This is a genomic window from Corynebacterium sp. HMSC05E07 (assembly GCF_001807225.1).
Lineage (GTDB): Bacteria > Actinomycetota > Actinomycetes > Mycobacteriales > Mycobacteriaceae > Corynebacterium > Corynebacterium singulare.
In genome coordinates, this window is record NZ_KV788244.1 from 66959 (window position 1) to 89691 (window position 22733).

Sequence of the window (22733 nt, forward strand, 5' to 3'; positions counted from 1 at the left end):
ATACTGCCGCTGTTTATTTGCCATGCTCCTTCTCCGGTCCATCGTCTCGGGGGTGTCTCTGCTCAAACGCGGACCTAGCCCGATCGGATGACCTTCGAGTGCGGCCCTCACGAGCCTCACAACAAAGGTGTCATGTTCGCTTTACCAGCAACAACGCCCTACAAGCTCCTGCCTGCGGCCACGTTGCTGTGTTAAAGCAACCCCTGTATTTAAGCATGTAACCTCCCGTTTTCCAAACCGCTACGGAAACCGTGCCGAAAATCACGTTTTGGCTAAAGTTTTTGCTCTGCACCCCACGACTCAACTATTCGCCTCTAGACTCGGTGTATGGCGAGCGTGCGACGCTCGAATGACTAACCCCCGATTCGAACTGAGAAGGTTTCACCATGGCTGACAACACCACACCGAAGGACGTCGCAGAGAACACCAAGGCAGCTACCCCGGCTGCTCAGGCAGAGCGCAACGAGAATTTGGAAACCGATTTCGGCACTACCAGCATTGATGACGTCGTCGTCTCCAAGATTGCTGGCATTGCCGCCCGCGAAGTCTCTGGCGTCGCTGCACTCGGCGGCGGCGGTGCTCGCATGATGGGCTCAATTCGTGAGTCCTTTGGCGCTTCTGAGGACGTTCGTCAGGGTGTCACGGTCGAGGTTGCCAATGGATCCGCCAACATCGATATCGCCATCATCGCTGAGTACGGTGTGGCCATCCACGAGCTGGCTGAGGCAATCCGCCGCAACATCATGAATGCCGTGGAGCGCATGACTGGCCTGTCCGTCAACCGTGTCGACGTCGTTGTCCACGACGTCAAGCTGCCGAAGGACGAGAACGGGCAGGAGGACACCACCCCGGCAATCTCCCAGGGACAGGCCTAAGTGAGTCAGCAGCCCCCACAACTCACGGCGGAGGATGCCCACGCTATTGAGGAAGCGGTGACGGGCCTGCGGGGCGTCGCCAAGCTCAGCGGCGGACGCTTCGGCGAAGTCGCACTGCTCTTCCCAGGCGAGCGCATCTACGGAATCTCACGCCCCTCGCCGCGGGACGATACGCGCCTCGAAGTACACATCGTTGTTGACGTCAGCGCGGGCGAGCCTTTAGCGGCGCTCGGCGCCGCCATTCGTGACACCGTCCGCAGCACCTGGCCCGGAGCACGCACTGTCGACGTTGTCTTCGCGGATGCCGTTGAGTCCGCCGGATCCCCACAGAACTAAGGAAAACCATGAAGAACTACACCTCCCTCGGCGTCCTCGCCGGCTTGGTTCTCGCCTTTTTCATCTACCTCGGCGTCTGGTACGTCGTACTCGCGGTTCTACTGGCCGCGATTGGCGGCGTTGTCGGCGCACACTTCGACGGCCGCATCGACCTCACCGCCGTGTGGAAAGGCGTGGTCGGCCAGGATAGAGGCCAAGGCTAGTGACGACTCCGTTCGACGAGATCCCCACGGCGCAGGGCCGCACTCAGTTCTCGCTGCGGGCGATGGAAAAGGTTATTCATGCCGCCATCGCCAGTGTCCCGGGAACTGCGGCTGTCGACGCCAAACTGGCCGGCCTTGCTGGACGCGCTTTCCCGCGCGTCATGGCGCAGATGGATCCGGACGCGAAGGTCGTCGCGGTTGATGCCGATATCGCCGTGTATTGGCCCTCCCCGGTGACCGACGTGGCGTCGGCTGTACGCTCCGCCATTTCAGATACCGTCCGTGATTTCACCGGCTTTCGCACGACGCGCGTCAACGTGACGGTGGGCGGTGCAGTCGCTGGTGAACGGACCTCTGCACTGGCCGTATCGACGCGCACTCCGCTTGTCGCGCAGATTCCAGCGATTGTGTCTGCGCAGGAGCTCAAGGAGATTAAAACATCACAAGGTGTGGCGGTCCGCCAGATCGCTGTCCCCGCAGCTCCCGCCGTACGTGGCGTGGCGACTCCCCAGGCAGTACAGGTTCGCACCTCTGGTTTCGGCCCTTCCCCGCAGCGTTATGACGAGTTGCGTGACATCACCACGGCACCAGAGCGGCCTTTACGACACACCCGCGATCCGCAGCCAGCTACTGTGCGGTCGGTGACCATGCCAAGCGAATTCCGCCCACGTTCGGTCGACGTCCCCCGTCCGCTGCAACCACGACCAGTATCCGCACCGCACCCCATGGCCCTGCGCAAGGTCGACGTTCCACGCCCGGTAGAGCCGCACCACGTTACGGCCCCGCGCGCCACAGCGCTCCGCACGCCGCAAGTCGCGCCGAGCGCTACGTCGCGCAACCTCCGCCCGATTGAAATCCGGCCCTCGGCGGATTTCACCCGCCGCGTCGACATACCTCGCCCTACGCCACTGCGCGCAATTACCATCACCCCGTTTGCCGAAGGAGCCCACCATGAGTGATTCGACTCTGCCCGTCGGCTTAGGCCAACGTCCCAAGGCCTCACCGCCCGCACGCACGTGGACCGTTATCCTTGGCATCGTGCTCATCGCCGGTGCCGCCGTAGCAGGTCGCGAGGCCTGGGTTGTCGGCGCCGATGAGGGCGGTCAGTCATGGCTGCAACCGTTCATTGATGTCATGTCAAAGCCAGACATCGAGACGTGGATGCTGATTGGCGGTGGCATCGGCATCCTTGTCGGCCTTATCCTGCTGTGGGCGGCCTGTGCACCGCGTAAGACTACCCACGTCACTATCGCCTCGGAGGAAGCGTCGATGTGGTTGCGTGCTGTTGATATTGCGCGCGTGGCGTCGGCGTCTGCCCGCCGAGTACCGGGTGCCAGCGCCGCGCGCAGCCGCGCGAAGATTTCCTCGAACCGCGCCCAGGTCACTGTCACTGCGACGGGCGATCTCGAGGACTCCCAGCTCAAAGAACGCGTGACGGATGCAGTTACCGCTGCGCTCGCCGCCGTCTCCCCCACCCCCGAGCTCACCGTTCAGATCGAGAACGACCAAGAGGAGATCGCCAATGTCTAAGACACTCGCCGGCGTGGACCGGGTTATTCTCGCAATTCTTGGGCTCTTACTCATCGCGTTGGGTGCGTGGCCGATTCTCATTCACTTCGACGTCGGATTCGCTACGTACCTGGCCGATTGGGTCGACCACGAGGCGTGGGCAGGACTTCCGAAGCAGTCGTGGTGGGTCTATGCCCTCGCTGCTGCCACTGTGGTAATGGCATTGGTAGGCCTGTGGCTTATCATCGCGAATCTGCGCCACCGCCGCTTCAACGTGGTGCATTCCGACGCCTCCAATGAAGACGGCGCCATCAAAACCAGCATGAATGCCATCGCTGGTGCTGTCGCCGACACGTTGGCCAACGTCGAAGGCGTTGAGAAGGTCTCACGGCTCGTCGCCTACGACCGCGCACGCCCCACACTCCAGTACGAAATCCTCGCAGACCCGGACACCCCGATTCTGCGCATTAAGGATGCCATCGAAGTCAATGACCAGGACTTCCGTGCAGCGTTTCCTGATGCGGATGTGGACACGACGTACAAGGTACATTTCACCAAGGTGCGCAGCTCCGTCGTCTAGTTAGCTCGCTCTACTGGGGACTCCCCATAACCGCGCCACCTGACTCACGACCGAAAAGTCACGAGGCCACAGGCGCGGGCTTGATGCCCGCCAACCACACCACGGTTGGCGGGCATCTCGGCGATCCGGGAAACAGTTAGCGCGGGCACCACGGCTCCGATTCCACGAGGGTCACCTCTACCACCTCGCCGAAAGAGTGCTGTGTTCCGCGGGAAAGGTCGACCGTCAAGGGCACCCCGACAGCGCACTCGTCGATGCGATGCCATGAAAAATCTGTGCGGACTAACTCGCGGTTCTTTCGCTCCGTGACGTGAAGGCCATGGTCGAGAATGATCGTCTCCTCTGCGGTACGGATGAACCATACTCTGTCACCAACGCTGCGGCGCATGAGACCACTAAGCGAACGATTGTCTTCGCGAAGGCGCGTCACCGACTCGACGACGCCATAGCGGTGCTCAAATCCTTCGCTATCGGACAGGACGAGCGGACGGCCAGGGCCAACCGGCCGCAGCGCAGACACCTTCCACGCGACGGGCTGCCCCCTCTCCCCTTCCTTGGTCACAGGCCGCACAACCACCTGCGAGGAACCCTGGGTGGCTGCCAGCGTAACTCTGTGGGAATCGGTGACGGCGAGCCAGAGGCCATGGGTGATGAGGGAGGCGTCGGAAAGCGGGATGACCGGAGGATGCACCTGTGCCATCGCCTCTAGCCGGGCAGTGAGCTCGTCGTCGGACACGCCCCAGCCATATCCTTCCGCCGCGAGCATGCCGAAGAGAGTACCTAGGGGCAGATCAGGCTGACCCTCCCAGGCGGACCGAAGAGCCCCTAAAGTGCGGTCGATGCGAGTCGGATCAAACATGATACCCCAGCCTAGTCTTTCGTCGATCGCAAAAGCCGCCCAACCCCACTGGGATTGGGCGGCTCAAGGATGCTACTACATCCCGCTAATCAGCTGATTAGGCGATGATCTTGGTAACACGGCCAGCGCCGACGGTACGGGAGCCCTCGCGGATAGCGAAGCGCAGGCCCTCGTCCATAGCGACCGGCTGGATCAGCTCAACGGTCATCTCAACGTTGTCGCCCGGCATGACCATCTCGGTGCCCTCCGGCAGCTTGATGACGCCGGTAACGTCGGTGGTGCGGAAGTAGAACTGCGGACGGTAGTTGTCCATGAACGGGGTGTGGCGGCCGCCCTCTTCCTTCTTCAGGACGTAGACGGAACCCTCGAACTTGGTGTGCGGGGTGTAAGCGCCCGGCTTGATGCACACCTGGCCACGCTCAACCTCTTCACGCTTGGTACCACGCAGAAGCAGACCACAGTTGTCGCCAGCCTCGGTGTAGTCCATCATCTTGCGGAACATCTCGATACCGGTAACGGTGGTGGACATGGACTTGTCCTTGATACCGATGATCTCGATGTCTTCGTTAACGTTCAGGGAGCCACGCTCAACACGGCCGGTAACAACGGTACCGCGGCCGGTGATGGTGAAGATGTCCTCGATCGGCATCAGGAACGGCTTGTCCAGCTCGCGCTCCGGATCCGGAATGGAGTCATCGCAAGCCTGCATCAGGTCGACGACGGACTGTACCCACTTCTCGTCGCCCTCAAGAGCCTTCAGAGCGGAGATGTGAACGATCGGAGCGTCCTCATCGTAGTCCTGCTCAGCGAGCAGCTCGCGGATCTCCATCTCGACGAGCTCGATGATTTCCTCATCGTCAACCATGTCGCACTTGTTCAGTGCAACGAGGATGTACGGAACGCCAACCTGGCGAGCGAGCAGAACGTGCTCACGAGTCTGCGGCATCGGGCCATCGGTTGCAGCAACAACCAGGATGGCGCCGTCCATCTGAGCAGCACCGGTAATCATGTTCTTGATGTAGTCGGCGTGGCCCGGGGCGTCCACGTGTGCGTAGTGGCGCTTCGGGGTGGAGTACTCAACGTGGGAGATGTTGATGGTAATACCGCGCTCCTTCTCCTCAGGAGCCTTATCGATCATGTCGAAGGCGAAAGCGGTGTTCTCCTCCGGGTAAGCGTCAGCCAGAACCTTGGTGATCGCTGCGGTGGTGGTGGTCTTGCCGTGGTCGACGTGTCCGATGGTGCCGATGTTCACATGCGGCTTCGTACGCTCGAACTTCTCCTTTGCCACTGTTTGTCCTCCTGGACTCTATGGCGGCTACGTATTTCGCAGCCACGTGGTTTGTATTGCCATTGGCACTTCGGGCCGGGCCCATAAGCGCTAATGACGCTTTCTTTACGTGCCAGTTACACGATCCTAGATTTATGCCGCAGTTTTTTCAAACTGCCTCTTTAGGAGGTAACCCCGCGCATAACGTGCGGTCGTTGACCCTCGACAAGAATCAATTAGCAGGATCCTGGGAGGGTAACGGCCGGCTCAACACACACATCCTTTGGTGCGCACTCAGCCGACCGCTACCCCCAGTGCAGAGAGCTGGCGGTCTACTGGCGAAGACTACCAGCCCTGCAATGCGGGCTAAACGGCGGGGCCGCTTAGGCCTTGCTGCCGGTGCGCTCCTCAATGATCTCCTGTGCCACGGAGGACGGAACCTCAGCGTAGGAATCGAAGACCATGGTGAAGTTTGCACGGCCGGCGGTGGAGGAACGCAGGTCACCGATGTAACCGAACATCTCGGAAAGCGGTACCTTTGCCTTCACGACCTTGGCGCCGGAGCGGTCCTCCATGGAGAAGACCTGGCCACGGCGGGAGGAGATGTCACCGTTAACGGTACCCATGTACTCCTCCGGGGTAACGACCTCAACTGCCATGACCGGCTCAAGCAGAACCGGCTTTGCCTTGGCAACGGCCTCCTTGAGGACCTGGGAGCCAGCGAGCTTGAAGGCCATCTCAGAGGAGTCAACGTCGTGGTAAGCGCCATCCTCGAGGGTGGCCTTGATGTTCACCAGCGGGAAGCCAGCGAGGTAGCCGTACTGCATAGCATCCTGGATACCAGCGTCGACGGACGGGATGTACTCCTTCGGCACGCGGCCACCGGTGACGGCGTTCTCGAACTTGTAGGTTGCGGACTCGCCCTCTTCCAGGGTCTCCGGGTCCGGGTTGTACGGCTCGATGGTGCAGATGACCTTTGCGAACTGACCAGAACCACCGGTCTGCTTCTTGTGGGTGTAGTCCAGGGACTCGACCTTCTTGCGGATGGTCTCGCGGTAAGCAACCTGCGGGTTACCGATGTTTGCCTCAACCTTGAACTCGCGCTTCATGCGGTCAACAAGAACGTCGAGGTGAAGCTCGCCCATACCGCCGATAACGGTCTGGCCGGTCTCTTCGTCGAGCTCAACGGTGAAGGTCGGGTCCTCAGCAGCAAGCTTCTGAATAGCGGTACCCAGCTTCTCCTGGTCAGCCTTGGTCTTCGGCTCGATGGAGACCTTGATAACCGGGTCCGGGAAGTCCATGGACTCGAGGATGATCTGGTCATCCTTGTCACACAGGGTGTCACCGGTGGTGGTTTCCTTCAGACCAATGACGGCGTAGATGTTGCCGGCATCTGCCTGCTCAACCGGGTTCTCCTTGTTGGCGTGCATCTGGAAGAGCTTGCCGATGCGCTCCTTCTTACCCTTGGTGGAGTTCATAACCTCGGTACCCGGAACAACCTGGCCGGAGTACACGCGGGTGAAGGTCAGCTGACCGAAGAACGGGTGAGCAGCAATCTTGAAAGCCAGAGCGGAGAACGGGGACTCAATGGACGGCTTACGGGTGATGACCTCGTCCTCGTTGCCAACAGCGTGGCCCTGGATCTCGCCAATGTCGAGCGGGTTCGGCAGGTAGTCCACAACAGCGTCAAGCAGCGGCTGGACGCCCTTGTTGCGGTATGCGGTACCGCACAGCACCGGGTAGATCTCGGAGTTGATGGTCATCTTGCGGATGGCAGCCTTGATCTCTTCCTTCGTCAGCTCCTCGCCGCCGAAGTACTTCTCCATGAGCTCCTCATCAGACTCAGCGACAGCCTCGAGCAGCTTCTCACGGTACTCTTCAGCCTTCTCCTGCAGGTCGGCCGGGATCTCCTCGATGGTCGGCTCAGCACCGGTTTCGACCTTGCCGCGCCAGGTGATGGCTTTCATGTCGATAAGGTCGACGACGCCGTCAAAGTCATCCTCAGCACCGATCGGCAGCTGCATTACCAACGGCTTCGCGCCGAGGCGGTCGATAATGGTCTGGACGGTGAAGTAGAAATCCGCACCCAGCTTGTCCATCTTGTTCACGAAGCAGATACGCGGCACGTCGTACTTAGCAGCCTGACGCCACACCTGCTCGGACTGCGGCTCAACGCCCTCCTTGCCGTCGAAGACGGCAACGGCGCCATCGAGAACACGCAGGGAACGCTCAACCTCAACGGTGAAGTCCACGTGGCCCGGGGTGTCGATGATGTTGATCTGGTTGTTGTCCCAGAAACAGGTCACGGCAGCGGACGTAATGGTGATGCCGCGCTCCTTCTCCTGCTCCATCCAGTCAGTGGTGGAGGCACCATCGTGGGTCTCGCCGACCTTACGGTTGATACCGGTGTAGAAGAGAATACGCTCGGTCGTGGTGGTCTTACCAGCATCGATGTGAGCCATGATGCCGATGTTGCGGACCTTGTGCAGATCCTTAAGCACTTGTTGTGCCACGGTTTATACCCCAACTTAATTGTCGTCGACGCCGCATTTCCTCACTCATCAACTTCCACGTCAATGAGGCAAGTCCGACGTCTTCATGGATAGGTCTTGGTCTATTTTGCCACGTCTGGGCTAGCGCGGCAGCGCGAGGCGCCTAATACACCTCACTTGTGGGCTGCCACTGTCCCGTTGTGCATGTTACTGCATCCACTATGTGGCCGTGCATGCAGGGCGTTCAATTCCCAGATACAAAAATGGCCCGAACAACGCTATTAAAGTTTGTGGTCCGCACTGTGTGCGCCGCCATACCCCATTAAAGGGCGCCGGCGCGCACTGTTAGTGCAGGTAAACGATGATGTCGTTGTTCGGGCCATGATGCCATGTGGCGAATTTTCCGCAGGGATTACCAGCGGTAGTGGGCGAAGGCACGGTTGGCCTCAGCCATCTTGTGAGTATCCTCACGGCGCTTGACGGAAGCACCCAGGCCGTTGGAAGCATCCAGGATCTCGTTAGCGAGACGCTCGATCATGGTGTTCTCACGACGCTGACGGGTGAAGGTCACCAGCCAACGCAGAGCCAGGGTGTTAGCGCGAGCCGGCTTAACCTCAACCGGCACCTGGTAGGTAGCGCCACCCACGCGGCGGGAGCGAACCTCGAGGTCCGGGCGGATGTTGCCCAGAGCCTTCTCCAGGGTGCCGACCGGATCGGTACCGGTCTTCTCGCGGCAAGCCTCGAGAGCACCGTAGACGATGCGCTCGGCGGTGGACTTCTTGCCGTCCAGCAGGATCTTGTTCACGAGCATGGTGACCTGCTCGGAGTTGTAAACCGGGTCCTTAACTACAGGACGCTTCGGTGCAGCATTCTTACGCATTGTTGATTACTGTCCCTTCTTTGCGCCGTAGCGGGAACGAGCCTGCTTACGGTCCTTCACGCCCTGGGTATCCAGTGCGCCACGGATAATCTTGTAACGAACACCCGGGAGGTCCTTCACACGACCACCGCGGACGAGCACCATGGAGTGCTCCTGAAGGTTGTGGCCCTCGCCCGGAATGTAGGCAGAAACCTCGATACCGGAGGTCAGGCGCACACGGGCAACCTTACGGAGTGCCGAGTTCGGCTTCTTCGGGGTGGTGGTGTACACGCGGGTGCACACGCCGCGGCGCTGCGGGGAGCCCTTGAGGGCGGCCGTAGCAACCTTGGCCTTCTTGTCGTGGCGGCCCTTGCGGACCAGCTGCTGAATAGTTGGCATAGATCTTGTCTTTCTGTATGACTTCGGCTTCTACTGATCAAGGAAGGTGCGTCAAACATGCAAAAATAGGGGCTCTTCTCCGGGGCCCTTCCGCATGTCCAGAACTTCCCTCGACCACGAACGGCCGAGAAACTGATCAGACTTTTCATCTCACCAAAGATGAAACCGTTGGTTAGAGTACCACCAGCCCCCTGATCTGCCCAAATCCCAGAGTCGCTAGCTCCATTCCCAGGTCAGGTCGGCCTCAGCAGCCAGCTCGGCGAAGTAATTTTTCTCCTGGTTTTCCCACGTCTCAAACCACTCTTCATAGTCTGGGTCGCGCTCCAGCGCACGCTGGCGGCGCTGCTCGCGGGGGCCATCGATACGCACGGTCACCACAGAACCACGCTGCTGCGCTGCCGCGATGTTCTCCGCAGTGACGCAGCCAACGCCTTCAACGATAAGGTCGTCTCGCACGTCAAGGCTCGCCCAATCCCTAGGTGCGTTGGCCTCCCAATCCCAGCGCCAATAGCCTGGATTGTTCTCTCGCAGAACTTGCTCGGCCACCATGGCGGAGCCGGCCTCGAGGCCGTGCCAGCCTGGATAAAACTCGTCGAGGTGCACCACTCGCCACCCTGTGCGCTCGGCTAAAGCCACTGATGCCCAGGTCTTGCCGGCTCCGGATGGGCCGTCGATCAACACGGTCACTGGTTTCATCGGACGTTTTCGCGAGTCGGAGAGCTTGACGACGTCCTCCAACAGCCGTTCCATCTGACTGTTGTAGTCAGCATCTTGCGTGTCCTGCATGTGTTTGTTTTCACCACTTCTGGGTTTGCGCGTGCAGACAAGGTACCGCGGAGGCCTACAGACCGAAGAACCTCCACGAACCACTCAGCACCGAAACTACCACCGGTAGTGCGGCGAGGATCACACCCAGCACCATGACCAGCCAGTCTCGCTGCACAAGACGGGAAGGGCGCGCCCATGTGCGTTGGCCGCCTCCCGGCGGGGTTCGGCCAAATCCACGGGCTTCCATCGCGGTAGCCAGTTTTCCGCCTCGGCGCAGCGCTAGTACCAGTAGGCCGAAGGACATGGTGATGAGGTGCTTGACACGGCCTTCGTCAGTAAGCCCGCGGGCCCTACGCGCCATAGCGAGGTACTGCCAATCAGACGTGAACAGCGTCATCATGCGCACTCCGGCCACGGCACCAATGACGAAGCGGGACGGCAGCTTGAGGATTTGGGAGAGGGCGTCGCCCAGCTCGGTGGGATCAATAGCGCGCGCGAGCACTACCATGGGCAGCGCTACCGCAAAGACACGCAGGGTAATGGCAATGGCAAGCTCAATCGAGTTATCACTCACCGTAATGAGCCACAGCGTGAAGTATTCGCGCCCACCCGGGGCACCGTAGAGCAGCATGGAAATGCCAGAAATCGGCGCGATGAGGAAAAGGAACCAACCCGCCTTCAGCATGCGCAGCCACGACACCCCACACAGTGGCGCAAAGATCAAGGTCAACGCCAGTGATACTCCGCCGGACACCACGTCCACCGAAAGCAGCAACGGGGTAACCCACACGAACATGAGAAAGATTCGGGTCAGCGGATTAACTCCGCTCAAGAGGCCGGCGGCGGGCGCGCCCTTTGTACTCATCGAAGAAGGATGAGACGAAGAAGGATTAGGCACGGGTCACCTCCACGCGGTGATCCCCAAGGGCGGAAATAAAGAGCGGGTCATGGGTGACGGAGGCAATCGTCGTCCCCTCGTCAGCCATGCGTCGCAACAGCCACACCAACTCGCTGAAGGTGTGGGGATCTTGGCCGAACGTGGGTTCATCGAGCAGCAGCACCTCCGGCGTACTCACCAGAGCCGTTGCCACGGACAAACGGCGTTTCTCCCCTCCCGACAGCGTGAAGGGGTTGGCGTTGAGGAGGTGGCCCAAGCGGAGCGACTCCACCAGCTCGGCTATGTGCGCCTCAGGAACCTCGCGCCGCATGACCTTTGGGCCCACACGCAGCTCCTCGGCCACGGTACGGGCGACGAACTGGTGCTCGGGGTTCTGGAAGACGAACCCGATGCGGTCTGCAAGTTCCCGGGATTTCCACGTCAGCGGCGAGCCCTTCAAACCACGCCGCACGAAGTCCGCGACCCCAATCTCCCCCGACTCCGCAGGAAGGAGCCCAGCCACGGTCATCATCCAGGTAGTCTTACCCGCACCATTCGGCCCCGTGATAACCGTCGACGCACCGCGCGGAAGCTCAAAACTGCGCGGCGGCCCGAAGCGCGTGACCAGATCAGTGCTCCACAGGGCGGGTTCGCTGCGCTTTCCGACGCCTCTCGCCTCCGGTAGGTCAGCCACGGTACGGTTCGCCACAACGCTGGCCAGCGGCCCATCCGCCACGATGCGCCCGTCTTTGAGTTCGATGGCCCGGTCAAGCACCCCTTTCCACGCTGCGTGCTGGTGCTCGACCACGATCAGGGTAGCGCCGGTGCGTTCCGCCATAGTGGACACGGCTTCGATGACATCGCGCGCGCCGTCCGGATCCAGGTTCGCCGTGGGTTCATCGAGCAGAACAACGCCCGCGCCCATCGCAATCACCCCCGCCAAGGCGAGGCGCTGCTTTTGCCCACCAGAGAGCTGCGCGGTGGGAAAATCAAGGTCCACATAAGGCCCCACCATCTCAAGCGCGGCACTCACGCGCTGCCAGATCTCCTCGCGGGGATAAGCCAGATTCTCGCAGCCAAAAGCCACGTCATCGCCCACGCGGGCAGCAATCACCTGGGAATCCGGGTCCTGGAGCACTAAGCCCACCGGGATGGTTCGCCCCGGCTGCTCAACATTTCCATCAGCGCTCTCAAGAAGGATCTCCCCCACACGAGTTCCTTCATCATCCCCGCCGAGGACGCCTGCAATAGCAGCAAGCAGCGTGGATTTGCCCGAACCGGAATCGCCGCACAGCAGCACCTTCTCCCCCGGCTCGACAACAAAGTCAATATTCGCAAGCGCAGCCTCGCGCCTGCCCGCATGGGTCCAGCCGTAGCCGCGGGCGGTGACCTTCGTTGCCCCCGCGGCACCTACCTCACTCATACTCCGAAAATAACCTCACCAGCACTCAGCAACTAGGCGGAGTGCTGTTCACGGCCGACCGCGAAGCGGTCCAGTGCGCCTGTCTTCGCTAGCGCCTTGACCACAAAGAAGCCCACCGCACCGGCCAGAATCGCACCGGAGATACTCAGTGTGACGAAGTAGATGATGTTGAACTGCAGGGTCTTGCCCAAGTTTCCGGAGGTAAACAGCTCCAGCACGAATGCACCCCAACCGGCCGCCATACCGCCGAGCATGGCAACACCCAGACCAAAGCGGCGGTAGAGGAAGATGGCGAGAACGATTTCCACACCGATACCCTGCGCAATACCCGAGTACAAAGTACTAATACCCCACTGCGAGCCCAGTACAGCAGAGACGATCGCAGCAAGCAGCTCGACGTACAACGCTGCACCCGGCTTGCGGATGACGAGGCCACCGATAACGCCACCAATCAGCCAGATACCCGTGGCAATGCCACCCAGGCCCGGCGTGAGCGCATCCATGGCTTCGAACCAGGCATAACCCACGGTGTTCCATGCTAAGAACACGAAACCGCAGGCCACACCCAACACGGATGCCACCACGATGTCCACGATGCGCCAGTTCAGGCTCCGCTGAGGCGCCGCGGCCGACGATGCACCACTAGTAGATACAGAACTCATTTTTCCTCCCTCTCGCCGGCATTACCCGGATCAGGTTCGACGGTTCGCCGCCCCTCGGCGGCATCTCAGCCTCCTCCCGTGCGCTGGGAAGCACATGCGGACAGGAAGCACCCGTGACGTTGTGTAGTTAAAAGCGGCCAGCACCTCACAGCGCCGACCCAGAAAGCTCAAAAGCACTGACAGCTTAGCAAGCAGCCCCGATAAGGGCACATCCAGCACCTTCAGCACTTCCACGCAATACAATGGAGATAGCGGCACATGTCACATCAGTCAGTAAAGGAGACATTTGCCATGCGAGCTATCAAAGTTGTTCTCACGATCTTAGGGATTCTTCTCCTATGCTTGGTCCTCCTGATCGCTGGTGTATGGATTGCCCGTTCCATCAACACCAATCGTTATGCAATCCCCGAAAACCCCGAGGGCGGGGATGAACGAATTCTCAGCGAGAACGGCGTGGAGAAAATCAACGGCGACTACATGAAGGGGTTCCACCTCTCGCCGCTTGGTGACGCCCACCCCGGCACGGTCGTCGTCTTCGGTGGCTCCGACGGCGGCGCCAACGTGGAACAGGCTCAACTCCTCCGCGATAATGGCTACGATGTGCTCGACCTCTACTTCTTTGGACAACCCGGCCAAAAGGAATTTATTGATGAAGTCCCACTCGAATTCTTTGATGAGGTCATTGCCTATGCCAACGAGAAGGGCAATGGTGTTCAACCGCTGACCGTCATCGGCACCTCAAAGGGCGCGGAGCTCACTGCAAACTTGGCGGCTCGTTACCCAGAGATCAGCAACATTGTGCTCTACGCCCCTGGGGATCACACGTACGGCAACCTCAACTACCAGCGTGATACCGGCACACGGAGCAGCTTTACATGGAAGGGCGAACCCGTCCCCTTTGCTGCTGAGCAGGGAGCCGAGTTTGGCAAACTCATGACACGCTTGGCCCTTGGTCTGCCGGTGTCCTATCGCGCTAGCTATGAAGCCATCGCCGCCGCTGCCGACCCAGAAACCGTCATTGACCTCAGCCAGTTCGATGGTCATGGACTCCTCTTCGCCGGGACGGAGGACGCAATGTGGCAAGCCGATGTTGCCGCCAAGGCTCTGAACGAGCAGAACGACGACCTTGAACCTCACATCTACGAGGGTGCCGGCCACCTTTTTCACGAGAACATTGATGAGCTCGTCGGCCCCTCCTGGGAGGTCATGATGGGCGGTACCGTGGAGGCCAACCGTGAGGCAAAGCTGGAGTCTGACAAGATTCTGCTCGAACGCCTCGAAGAATGGCACGAGAGCTAAAAGTTGCGTCCGTTAGTCTCTTCCCCACGCCTCTCACATCGGCCCTAAAACTGCGCAGTGCCCCGCCGTGGTCTCTGACCTCCACGGCGGGGCACACTGAGGCCGGCTCTTAGTGCACCGACCCCCAAGGGGACTCTCGCCTACTGCTTAAGGAAAGGAAAAGCTTCATCGCGAGCCCCCAAGCCTGGATAGAGATGCTGGTGCGGTCTTGTGCGCAGCCAACTCTCCATATGAACAAAATAACTATTAACTTATCCTTTGCTCAGGTTAATGAGATGGTCGTTCAGGCGCAACTTAACACCGTTAACCAGGGAGATTGGGGCAGCTCAGACCAAAGGGAAGGGAATTCACCTTAAGACTAAATAAGAATTGGCCGAACGTACAACTCGACCAGGCTCACTGGTGGTAAAAGCCCCGATTCCCCACCTGCTGCACTGTGGCAGGTGGGGAATCGGGTCCTTAGCGGCGAGTGGTTTCGCCTCTCACTTCAGAATCGAAGCCTTAGTAGGTGTAGTCCTCCTCCAACGGCACGGAAGCGCCGGTGAACTCACCGAAGCCATCGTCGCCGTAGATGGAATCACCGTAGGTCGGAATGGAGTACGCAGCATTGCGTGCAGCCTCGGTCGGCTTAACGCTGATGTTGCGGTAGCGGGAAATACCGGTACCGGCCGGAATCAGCTTACCGATGATGACGTTCTCCTTCAGACCAATGAGCTGATCCGAGCGCTTGTTGATGGCGGCGTCGGTAAGCACACGCGTGGTCTCCTGGAAGGAAGCCGCAGACAGCCAAGACTCCGTAGCCAGAGAGGCCTTGGTGATACCCATGATTTCACTGCGCAGCTGAGCCGGCTGACCACCCTCAGCAACCTGAGCGGCGTTGACCTGCTTGGCCTCCGAAAGGTCAATGAGGTTACCCGGCAGCAGGTCGGTGGTACCAGCGTCGATGACGGTACCGCGACGCAGCATCTGACGGATGATGATCTCAATGTGCTTGTCGTGGATGGCCACACCCTGTGCACGGTAGACAGCCTGGACCTCATCAATGAGGTGCTTCTCCACACCACGGCGGCCGAGAACCTCAAGCACATCGTGCGGATCAGCGGCACCGCGCATGAGGCGGTCACCGGTGGTTACGTGGTCACCATCGCGCAAAGAACGCTCGATCATGGCATCCGGGTTCGACTCCATCGGACGACGGACCTGAGCCAGGCCCTGACGCTTCGAGAGCTTCTCATAAACCACGTTGTCGGAACCGTCATCCGGAGTGATGGTCAGAGTCCAGAAGTTGCCCTCATCGGACAGGGACACGGTGCCGTCGACGGATGCAATCGGGGCGCGGTTCTTCGGGTTACGAGCCTCGAAGAGCTCCTGTACACGCGGCAAACCACCGGTAATATCGCCACCGACACCACCTTGGTGGAAGGTACGCATGGTCAGCTGGGTACCCGGCTCACCAATGGACTGGGCGGCCACAATACCGACAGCCTCGCCGATATCAACGAGCTGACCAGAAGCCATGGACTTGCCGTAGCACTTCGCACAAACGCCGGCTGGGGTCTGGCAGGTCAGCACGGAGCGAACCTTAATCTCGGTAACACCAGCGCGCAGGATCTCTGCGGTGAGCTCCTCAGTCAGGTCGGTGCCAGCCTCAGCAACAACGGTGCCGTCCTCAGCCTTGACGTCAGAAGCGACAACACGACCAGAAGCGGAGGTCTCCCACAGCTCATCGAATACCGGGGTGCCGTTAACCAGCTCGCCCAGCGGAACGCGGACGCCCTGGCGGGTGCCACAATCCTCTTCGCGGACGATGACGTCCTGTGCCACGTCGACGAGACGACGGGTGAGGTAACCAGAGTCGGCGGTACGCAGAGCGGTATCGGCCAGACCCTTACGGGAGCCGTGGGAGTTGTTGAAGTACTCCAGAACCGACAGACCTTCACGGAAGGAGGTCTTAATCGGACGGGTGATGTAGTCACCCTTGGAGTTCACAACCATGCCCTTCATACCGGCCAGGGTCCAGATCTGACGCATGTTACCTGCAGCACCGGACTTCACGATCATCGGAATCGGGTTGTCATCCGGGTACATGTTCTCGACGGCCTCACCGACGGTGTCGGTAGCGTCCTTCCAGAGCTCAACCAGGCGGTCGTAGCGCTCGCGCTCGGTCAGAGCACCCTGCTCCCAGTACTTGCGCTCGATGCGCTCTGCTTCCTTCTCATAGGACTCGAGAACCTCGGTCTTGTTCGGGAGAACCAGAACGTCATGCATGGTGATGGTCACGCCAGAACGGGTAGCCCAGTAGAAGCCAGCGTCCTTCATCTTGTCCAGAACCTGGGCAACGGTGATCATCGGGTACTTCGCAGCAAGGTCATTAATGACGTCACCGAGGAGCATCTTGTTGGCGGAACCGCCCTTACGAACCATGACGCCCTCAAGGTACGGGTAGTTCCATGGCAGCAAGTCATTGAACATGATGCGGCCAAGGGTGGTCTCCGCCATCCAGGCCTGGCCCTTCTGCCAGCCATCAGGGAACTGCTCTGCCTCGATGTCTGCCGGCGGACGCAGGTGAGAAATGCGGACCTTGATCGGGGCCTGCAGGCCCAGTACGCCACGGTCACGAGCCATGATGGCCTCTGCGTAGGAGGAGTACACGCCCTGTGCCGGTCCGTTCTCGTTTGCGGGAGCGTAAGCTCCCGCGCCACCGATCTCGTCCTCGCCCTTGTCCATGGTGAGGTAGTACAGGCCGGTCACCATATCCAGACGCGGCATAGCAAGCGGCTTACCGGATGCTGGAGACAGAATGTTGTTGGACGCCAGCATGAGAACGCGGGCCTCAGCCTGTGCCTCAGCGGACAGTGGCAGGTGGACTGCCATCTGGTCACCGTCGAAGTCGGCGTTGAAGGCCTCGCAGGCCAGCGGGTGCAGCTGAATTGCCTTACCCTCAACGAGCTTCGGCTCGAAGGCCTGAATACCCAGGCGGTGCAGGGTCGGAGCACGGTTCAGCATGACAGGGTGCTCAGAAATAGCTTCTTCAAGGACGTCCCACACCTCAGGGCGCTGACGCTCCACCATGCGCTTGGCGGACTTGATGTTCTGAGCGTAGTCGTTCTCCACCAGGCGCTTCATGACGAAGGGCTTGAACAGCTCCAGCGCCATGAGCTTCGGCAGACCACACTCGTGCAGCTTGAGCTGTGGACCGACGATAATAACGGAACGGCCAGAGTAGTCAACACGCTTACCCAGCAGGTTCTGACGGAATCGGCCCTGCTTACCCTTGAGCAGGTCAGACAGGGACTTCAGCGGGCGGTTACCCGGACCGGTGACCGGACGGCCGCGGCGGCCGTTGTCAAAGAGCGCGTCAACGGATTCCTGCAGCATGCGCTTCTCGTTGTTCACGATGATCTCGGGAGCACCGAGGTCGATCATGCGCTTGAGGCGGTTGTTGCGGTTGATCACGCGACGGTACAGGTCGTTGAGGTCGGAGGTGGCGAAGCGGCCACCATCCAGCTGCACCATCGGGCGCAGCTCCGGCGGGATCACCGGGATAGCATCGAGGACCATGCCGGCCGGATCGTTACCCGAGCGCAGGAAGGCGGCGACAACCTTGAGGCGCTTGAGGGCGCGCATCTTCTTCTGGCCCTTGCCGTTGTTGATGATTTCCTTGAGCTCCTTGGCCTCAGACTCGAGGTCGAAGTTGCGGATGAGGGTCTGGATGGCCTCAGCACCCATACCGCCGGTGAAGTAATCCTCGTAGCGGTCAACGAGCTCCTCGTAGATGGTCTCATCGATGATCATCTGCTTCGGAGCAAGCTTGATGAAGGTGTTCCAGATTTCGTCGAGGCGAGCGACCTCGCGCTCACCGCGCTCGCGGATGTGCTGCATCTCCTTGTCGGCAGCGTTCTGGACCTTGCGGCGGGCGTCGGCCTTAGCGCCGGCGGCTTCGAGCTCAGCCAGATCCTGCTCGAGCTTGGCAGCGCGCTCAGCGATCTCGGACTCGACGTCATCCTCTACGTCCTTCTTCTCCAGAAGCATTTCTGCCTCAAGAGTGGACTGATCATTGTGGCGAGCTTCCTCGTCCACGGAGGTGATGATGTTGGCAGCGAAGTAAATGATGCGCTCAAGATCCTTCGGAGCCAGGTCCAGTAGGTAACCCAGACGGGAAGGAACACCCTTGAAGTACCAGATGTGGGTAACCGGCGCGGCCAGCTCGATGTGGCCCATGCGCTCACGGCGAACCTTGGACTTGGTCACCTCGACGCCGCAGCGCTCACAGATGATGCCCTTGTAGCGGACACGCTTGTACTTACCGCAGGAGCACTCCCAGTCGCGGGTCGGACCGAAGATGCGCTCGCAGAAGAGGCCGTCCTTCTCTGGCTTGAGGGTTCGGTAGTTAATGGTCTCAGGCTTCTTAACCTCGCCCTTAGACCAGCGGCGGATGTCCTCGGCGGTGGCCAGACCGATACGGAGCTCGTCGAAGAGATTTACGTCAAACACGTAATGTCTCCCTTTCATCCCCCTGGCGGGGGAAGTTGATGGCTTTTATGAGTTAGTGATTCGTTATGCCCGCCTAGCGGCGGACCGAGAAGCTAGGCGATATCGGCGTCGGAGCGCTCGTCGCGGGACAGGTTAATGCCCAGGGACGGAGCGCCGTCCATGTCGTCATCGTCGGAGCCGGACAGTTCCATCGGAGTACCGTCCGTGGAGAGAACCTCCACGTTGAGGCACAGGGACTGCAGCTCCTTGAGGAGGACCTTGAAGGACTCCGGAATACCCGGATCCGGGATGTTATCGCCCTTGACGATTGCCTCGTAGACCTTGACGCGGCCGACGACGTCATCGGACTTGATGGTCAGGAGCTCCTGCAGGGTGTAGGCAGCGCCATAAGCCTGCATTGCCCACACCTCCATCTCACCGAAGCGCTGGCCACCGAACTGTGCCTTACCACCCAGCGGCTGCTGGGTAATCATGGAGTACGGGCCGGTGGAACGAGCGTGAATCTTCTCGTCGACGAGGTGGTGCAGCTTGAGCATGTACATGTAGCCCACGGAAACCGGGTACATGTACGGCTCGCCGGAGCGGCCATCGAAGAGGCGGGCCTTACCGTGCTCATCCACCATGACGTCACCATCGCGGTTCGGCTTGGAGGAAGCCAGCAGGCGAGAGATTTCCTCGTTGGTAGCACCGTCGAAGACCGGGGTTGCGGTGAGGGACTCCGGCGGGACGTCGTACAGCTCTTCCGGCAGCTTCTTCAGCAGATCGGCGTTGGCCGGATCCTCGGTGTCGATCTTCCAACCAGCGTGAGCCAGCCAGCCGAGGTGAACCTCAAGAACCTGACCAATGTTCATACGACGCGGCACACCGTGGGTGTTGAGGATGATGTCCACCGGGGTGCCATCCTCCATGAACGGCATATCCTCCGGCGGGAGAATCTTGCCCACAACACCCTTGTTGCCGTGGCGGCCGGCCAGCTTATCGCCGTCCTGGATCTTGCGCTTCTGAGCCACGTAAACGCGGATCATCTCGTTGACGCCCGGGGCCAGATCGTCGTCATCCTCGCGGGAGAAGCGGGACACGCCGATAACCTTACCGGTCTCACCGTGCGGAACCTTCATAGAGGTATCGCGGACCTCGCGGGCCTTCTCACCGAAGATAGCTCGCAGCAGGCGCTCCTCCGGGGTCAGCTCGGTCTCACCCTTCGGGGTCACCTTACCCACCAGGATGTCGCCGGCGCGGACATCAGCACCGATGCGGACAATGCCGCGCTCGTCGAGGTCACGCAGAACGTCATCGGAGACGTTCGGGATCTCGCGGGTGATCTCCTCCGGGCCCAGCTTGGTATCGCGAGCATCAATCTCGTGCTCCTCGATGTGGATCGAGGTGAGAATATCTTCTTCCACGATGCGCTGGTTGAGGATAATGGCGTCCTCGTAGTTGTGGCCTTCCCACGGCATGAAGGCAACCAGGAGGTTGCGGCCGAGGGACATCTCACCGTTGTGGGTACCGGGGCCGTCGGCAAGCACCTGGCCCGCCTCCACACGGTCACCCAGGGACACCAGCGGCGTCTGGTTGTAGTTGGTGTTCTGGTTGGTGCGCTCGAACTTGCGCAGCATGTAAGTATCGCGCTGGCCTTCATCATCCATGATGGTGATGAGGTCGGCGGTGACGTTCTCCACCACACCGGCCTTCGGAGTGATGATGAGGTCACCGGCGTCGTAGGCAGCGCGCTGCTCCATACCGGTACCCACGTAGGGGGCCTCGGAACGCACCAGCGGCACAGCCTGACGCTGCATGTTCGCGCCCATGAGGGCACGGTTAGCATCGTCGTGCTCGAGGAACGGAATCATGGCGGTTGCCACGGACACCATCTGGCGCGGGGAAACGTCAACGTAGTCCACACCCGCGGCGTCGGTCACACCGATGTCACCGTCCTTGAGGCGGACCTCGATACGGTCGCCGGTCAGGGTGCCGTCGGCATCCTTCTCGACCTCAGCCTGGGCAATGGCGAAGCGATCCTCTTCATCAGCGGTGAGGTACTCAACCTGGTCGGTGACCTTACCGTCCACGACCTTGCGGTACGGGGTCTCGATGAAGCCAAAGGCGTTGACGCGTGCGTAGGACGCCAGCGAGCCGATCAGACCAATGTTCGGACCCTCAGGAGTCTCAATCGGGCACATGCGGCCGTAGTGCGAGGCGTGAACGTCTCGCACCTCAATGCCGGCGCGCTCACGGGACAGACCGCCCGGGCCCAACGCAGACAGGCGGCGCTTGTGGGTCAGGCCAGACAGGGAGTTGTTCTGGTCCATGAACTGCGAGAGCTGGGAGGTACCGAAGAACTCGCGGATGGCAGCGGAGACCGGACGGACGTTGATCAGGGAGGTCGGGGTGATCGACTCCGCGTCCTGGGTGGTCATGCGCTCGCGGACAACACGCTCCATGCGGGACAGGCCCACGCGGACCTGGTTTTGGATGAGCTCGCCCACGGTGCGCAGGCGGCGGTTGCCAAAGTGGTCGATGTCGTCGGTGTGGATGGAGATGGTCTCACCGTTCGGGGCCTTCATCTCACGCTCGCCTGCATGCAGGCGCACGAGATACTCGAGGGTGACAGCGATGTCTTCCTCAGTCAGGGTCATAAGACCCTCGTGGTCGCCGCCCAAGCCCAGCTTTCGGTTGACCTTGTAACGGCCGACCTTAGCCAAGTCATAGCGCTTGGCGCGGAAGAAGGAGTTGTCCAGCAGGGCCTGCGCGAGGTCACGGGTGGGCTGCTCGCCCGGGCGCTGCTTACGGTAGATCTCCAGGAGAGCCTCATCGGTGTTAGCCACGCCATCAGACTCGAGGGTGGACATCATGAGCTCGGAGAAGCCGAAGCGCTCCTTGATCTGCTCCTCGCTCCAGCCGAGCGCCTTGAGCAGCACGGTGACCGGCTGGCGGCGCTTGCGGTCAATACGAACGCCGACGGTGTCGCGCTTGTCGACGTCGAACTCGAGCCACGCACCGCGGGAAGGAATGACCTTCACAGAGTGCAGCGGGCGCTCAGTGGACTTGTCGATGGTCTGATCAAAGTAGACACCCGGGGAACGCACGAGCTGCGAGACAATAACGCGCTCGGTTCCGTTCACGATGAAGGTGCCCTTATCAGTCATCATCGGGAAGTCACCGATGAAGACGGTCTGGGACTTAATCTCCTGGGTGTCGTTGTTAATGAATTCTGCGGTGACGTACAGTGGCGCCGAGTAGTTGATGTCCTTCTCTTTACACTCGTCCACGGTGTTCTTCACCGGCTCGAAGCGAGGCTCCGACAGGGACAGGGACATGTTGCCCGAGTAGTCCTGGATCGGAGAAAGCTCCTCGAGGATATCCTCAAGGCCGCTCGTCACGCGTGCATCATCGCCGCGCTCTGCCTGCTCGCGTTCGCGCCATTCGGGGGTACCGATGAGCCACGCGTAAGAATCGAGTTGTAGATCGAGGAGGCCCGGGACGGCGATGGGTTCGCTGATTTTAGCGAAGGAGTATCGCTTCGGGGCTCCAGGGATGTTGGCCACTGACTTGGTCTGGCGGGAGACTGCCAAGATGGGTCCTTCCAGTACCTCTGGCGGATTGCGTCCCCACCCTGGCCGGTGAGGTGCAAAACCGCTGGTAGATTTAGCATTCGGTCTGCTGTGGAATGGCTGGGTTTAGAATGCACAAAATCACCTTGTCAAGTCGGTTTTTCCATCACCACTCGAAAGGCTAAATGTGCACTAAAGATCCAGATTCCAGCGCAACGAAATAGCCTATAGCATAATGGCAGCCTTGTAAAGGCGAAACGCACTTCTGGCGTGTCGCTAC

At 60.3% G+C, this 22733-nt stretch carries 18 protein-coding genes and 1 riboswitch; of the genes, 7 read left to right on the forward strand and 11 right to left on the reverse strand.

Annotated features, from left to right (window positions below):
• Positions 1-386 precede the first annotated feature (386 nt).
• Genes HMPREF3149_RS08575 through HMPREF3149_RS08600 form a run of 6 tightly spaced genes read left to right on the forward strand, consistent with a single transcriptional unit; the run spans position 387 to position 3503 of the window.
• Positions 387-875, forward strand: a complete 489-nt coding sequence (locus tag HMPREF3149_RS08575; protein WP_070537465.1) for an Asp23/Gls24 family envelope stress response protein — start codon at positions 387-389, stop codon at positions 873-875.
• Positions 876-1211: a hypothetical protein gene (locus HMPREF3149_RS08580; protein ID WP_042529285.1), complete on the forward strand. Its 336-nt coding sequence runs from the start codon at positions 876-878 to the stop codon at positions 1209-1211.
• An 8-nt stretch (positions 1212-1219) separates the two neighbouring features.
• Complete coding sequence (locus tag HMPREF3149_RS08585) at positions 1220-1414, forward strand: hypothetical protein (protein ID WP_042529283.1); 195 nt, start codon at positions 1220-1222, stop codon at positions 1412-1414.
• Positions 1414-2373 carry an Asp23/Gls24 family envelope stress response protein gene (locus HMPREF3149_RS08590; RefSeq protein WP_246819972.1) on the forward strand — a complete coding sequence of 320 codons (960 nt, stop codon included), beginning with the start codon at positions 1414-1416 and terminating at the stop codon, positions 2371-2373. The genes HMPREF3149_RS08585 and HMPREF3149_RS08590 overlap by 1 nt, the downstream gene beginning before the upstream one ends.
• Positions 2366-2944: a DUF6286 domain-containing protein gene (locus HMPREF3149_RS08595; protein WP_070537466.1), complete on the forward strand. Its 579-nt coding sequence runs from the start codon at positions 2366-2368 to the stop codon at positions 2942-2944. The genes HMPREF3149_RS08590 and HMPREF3149_RS08595 overlap by 8 nt, the downstream gene beginning before the upstream one ends.
• The gene (locus HMPREF3149_RS08600; protein ID WP_070537467.1) at positions 2937-3503 is read left to right on the forward strand and encodes a hypothetical protein; all 567 of its coding nucleotides are present in this window, start codon (positions 2937-2939) and stop codon (positions 3501-3503) included. The genes HMPREF3149_RS08595 and HMPREF3149_RS08600 overlap by 8 nt, the downstream gene beginning before the upstream one ends.
• A 136-nt stretch (positions 3504-3639) precedes the next feature.
• On the opposite strand, the gene HMPREF3149_RS08605 is transcribed toward HMPREF3149_RS08600, so the two are convergent.
• From HMPREF3149_RS08605 to HMPREF3149_RS08645, 9 genes are all read right to left on the reverse strand, one after another.
• A complete protein-coding gene (locus tag HMPREF3149_RS08605) occupies positions 3640-4362 on the reverse strand; it encodes a hypothetical protein (protein ID WP_070537468.1) in 723 nt (240 codons plus the stop codon).
• Positions 4363-4459: 97 nt separating this feature from the next.
• Positions 4460-5650 carry an elongation factor Tu gene (tuf, locus tag HMPREF3149_RS08610; protein WP_042529275.1) on the reverse strand — a complete coding sequence of 397 codons (1191 nt, stop codon included), beginning with the start codon at positions 5648-5650 and terminating at the stop codon, positions 4460-4462.
• A gap of 362 nt (positions 5651-6012) precedes the next feature.
• On the reverse strand, positions 6013-8142 hold the full coding sequence (gene fusA / locus HMPREF3149_RS08615) for an elongation factor G (RefSeq protein ID WP_042529272.1): 2130 nt from the start codon (positions 8140-8142) through the stop codon (positions 6013-6015).
• A 391-nt stretch (positions 8143-8533) separates the two neighbouring features.
• On the reverse strand, positions 8534-9001 hold the full coding sequence (gene rpsG / locus HMPREF3149_RS08620) for a 30S ribosomal protein S7 (RefSeq protein WP_042529270.1): 468 nt from the start codon (positions 8999-9001) through the stop codon (positions 8534-8536).
• A 6-nt stretch (positions 9002-9007) separates the two neighbouring features.
• Positions 9008-9379, reverse strand: a complete 372-nt coding sequence (gene rpsL / locus HMPREF3149_RS08625) for a 30S ribosomal protein S12 (protein ID WP_005286791.1) — start codon at positions 9377-9379, stop codon at positions 9008-9010.
• Between the two features lie 216 nt (positions 9380-9595).
• Complete coding sequence (locus HMPREF3149_RS08630) at positions 9596-10165, reverse strand: isopentenyl transferase family protein (protein ID WP_070537469.1); 570 nt, start codon at positions 10163-10165, stop codon at positions 9596-9598.
• Positions 10166-10220: 55 nt separating this feature from the next.
• Entirely contained in the window at positions 10221-11012 is a 792-nt protein-coding gene (locus tag HMPREF3149_RS08635; protein WP_070537470.1) for an energy-coupling factor transporter transmembrane component T family protein, read from the reverse strand.
• Positions 11013-11037: 25 nt separating this feature from the next.
• Positions 11038-12447: an ABC transporter ATP-binding protein gene (locus HMPREF3149_RS08640; RefSeq protein WP_070537471.1), complete on the reverse strand. Its 1410-nt coding sequence runs from the start codon at positions 12445-12447 to the stop codon at positions 11038-11040.
• A 32-nt stretch (positions 12448-12479) separates the two neighbouring features.
• The gene (locus tag HMPREF3149_RS08645; RefSeq protein WP_070537472.1) at positions 12480-13109 is read right to left on the reverse strand and encodes an ECF transporter S component; all 630 of its coding nucleotides are present in this window, start codon (positions 13107-13109) and stop codon (positions 12480-12482) included.
• Positions 13098-13234: riboswitch (TPP riboswitch) on the reverse strand. Its footprint overlaps the gene before it by 12 nt.
• Before the next feature lie 166 nt (positions 13235-13400).
• On the opposite strand from HMPREF3149_RS08645, the gene HMPREF3149_RS08650 reads away from it, so the two are divergent.
• Positions 13401-14408, forward strand: a complete 1008-nt coding sequence (locus HMPREF3149_RS08650; RefSeq protein WP_070537473.1) for an acyl-CoA thioester hydrolase/BAAT C-terminal domain-containing protein — start codon at positions 13401-13403, stop codon at positions 14406-14408.
• A gap of 501 nt (positions 14409-14909) precedes the next feature.
• Here HMPREF3149_RS08650 and HMPREF3149_RS08655 read toward each other — a convergent pair.
• Together HMPREF3149_RS08655 and HMPREF3149_RS08660 are read right to left on the reverse strand one after the other, a co-directional pair.
• Positions 14910-18902, reverse strand: coding sequence for a DNA-directed RNA polymerase subunit beta' (locus HMPREF3149_RS08655; protein WP_070537474.1), 3993 nt, complete (start codon positions 18900-18902; stop codon positions 14910-14912).
• Positions 18903-18994: 92 nt separating this feature from the next.
• Positions 18995-22474: a DNA-directed RNA polymerase subunit beta gene (locus tag HMPREF3149_RS08660; RefSeq protein WP_042529257.1), complete on the reverse strand. Its 3480-nt coding sequence runs from the start codon at positions 22472-22474 to the stop codon at positions 18995-18997.
• Positions 22475-22733 lie beyond the last annotated feature (259 nt).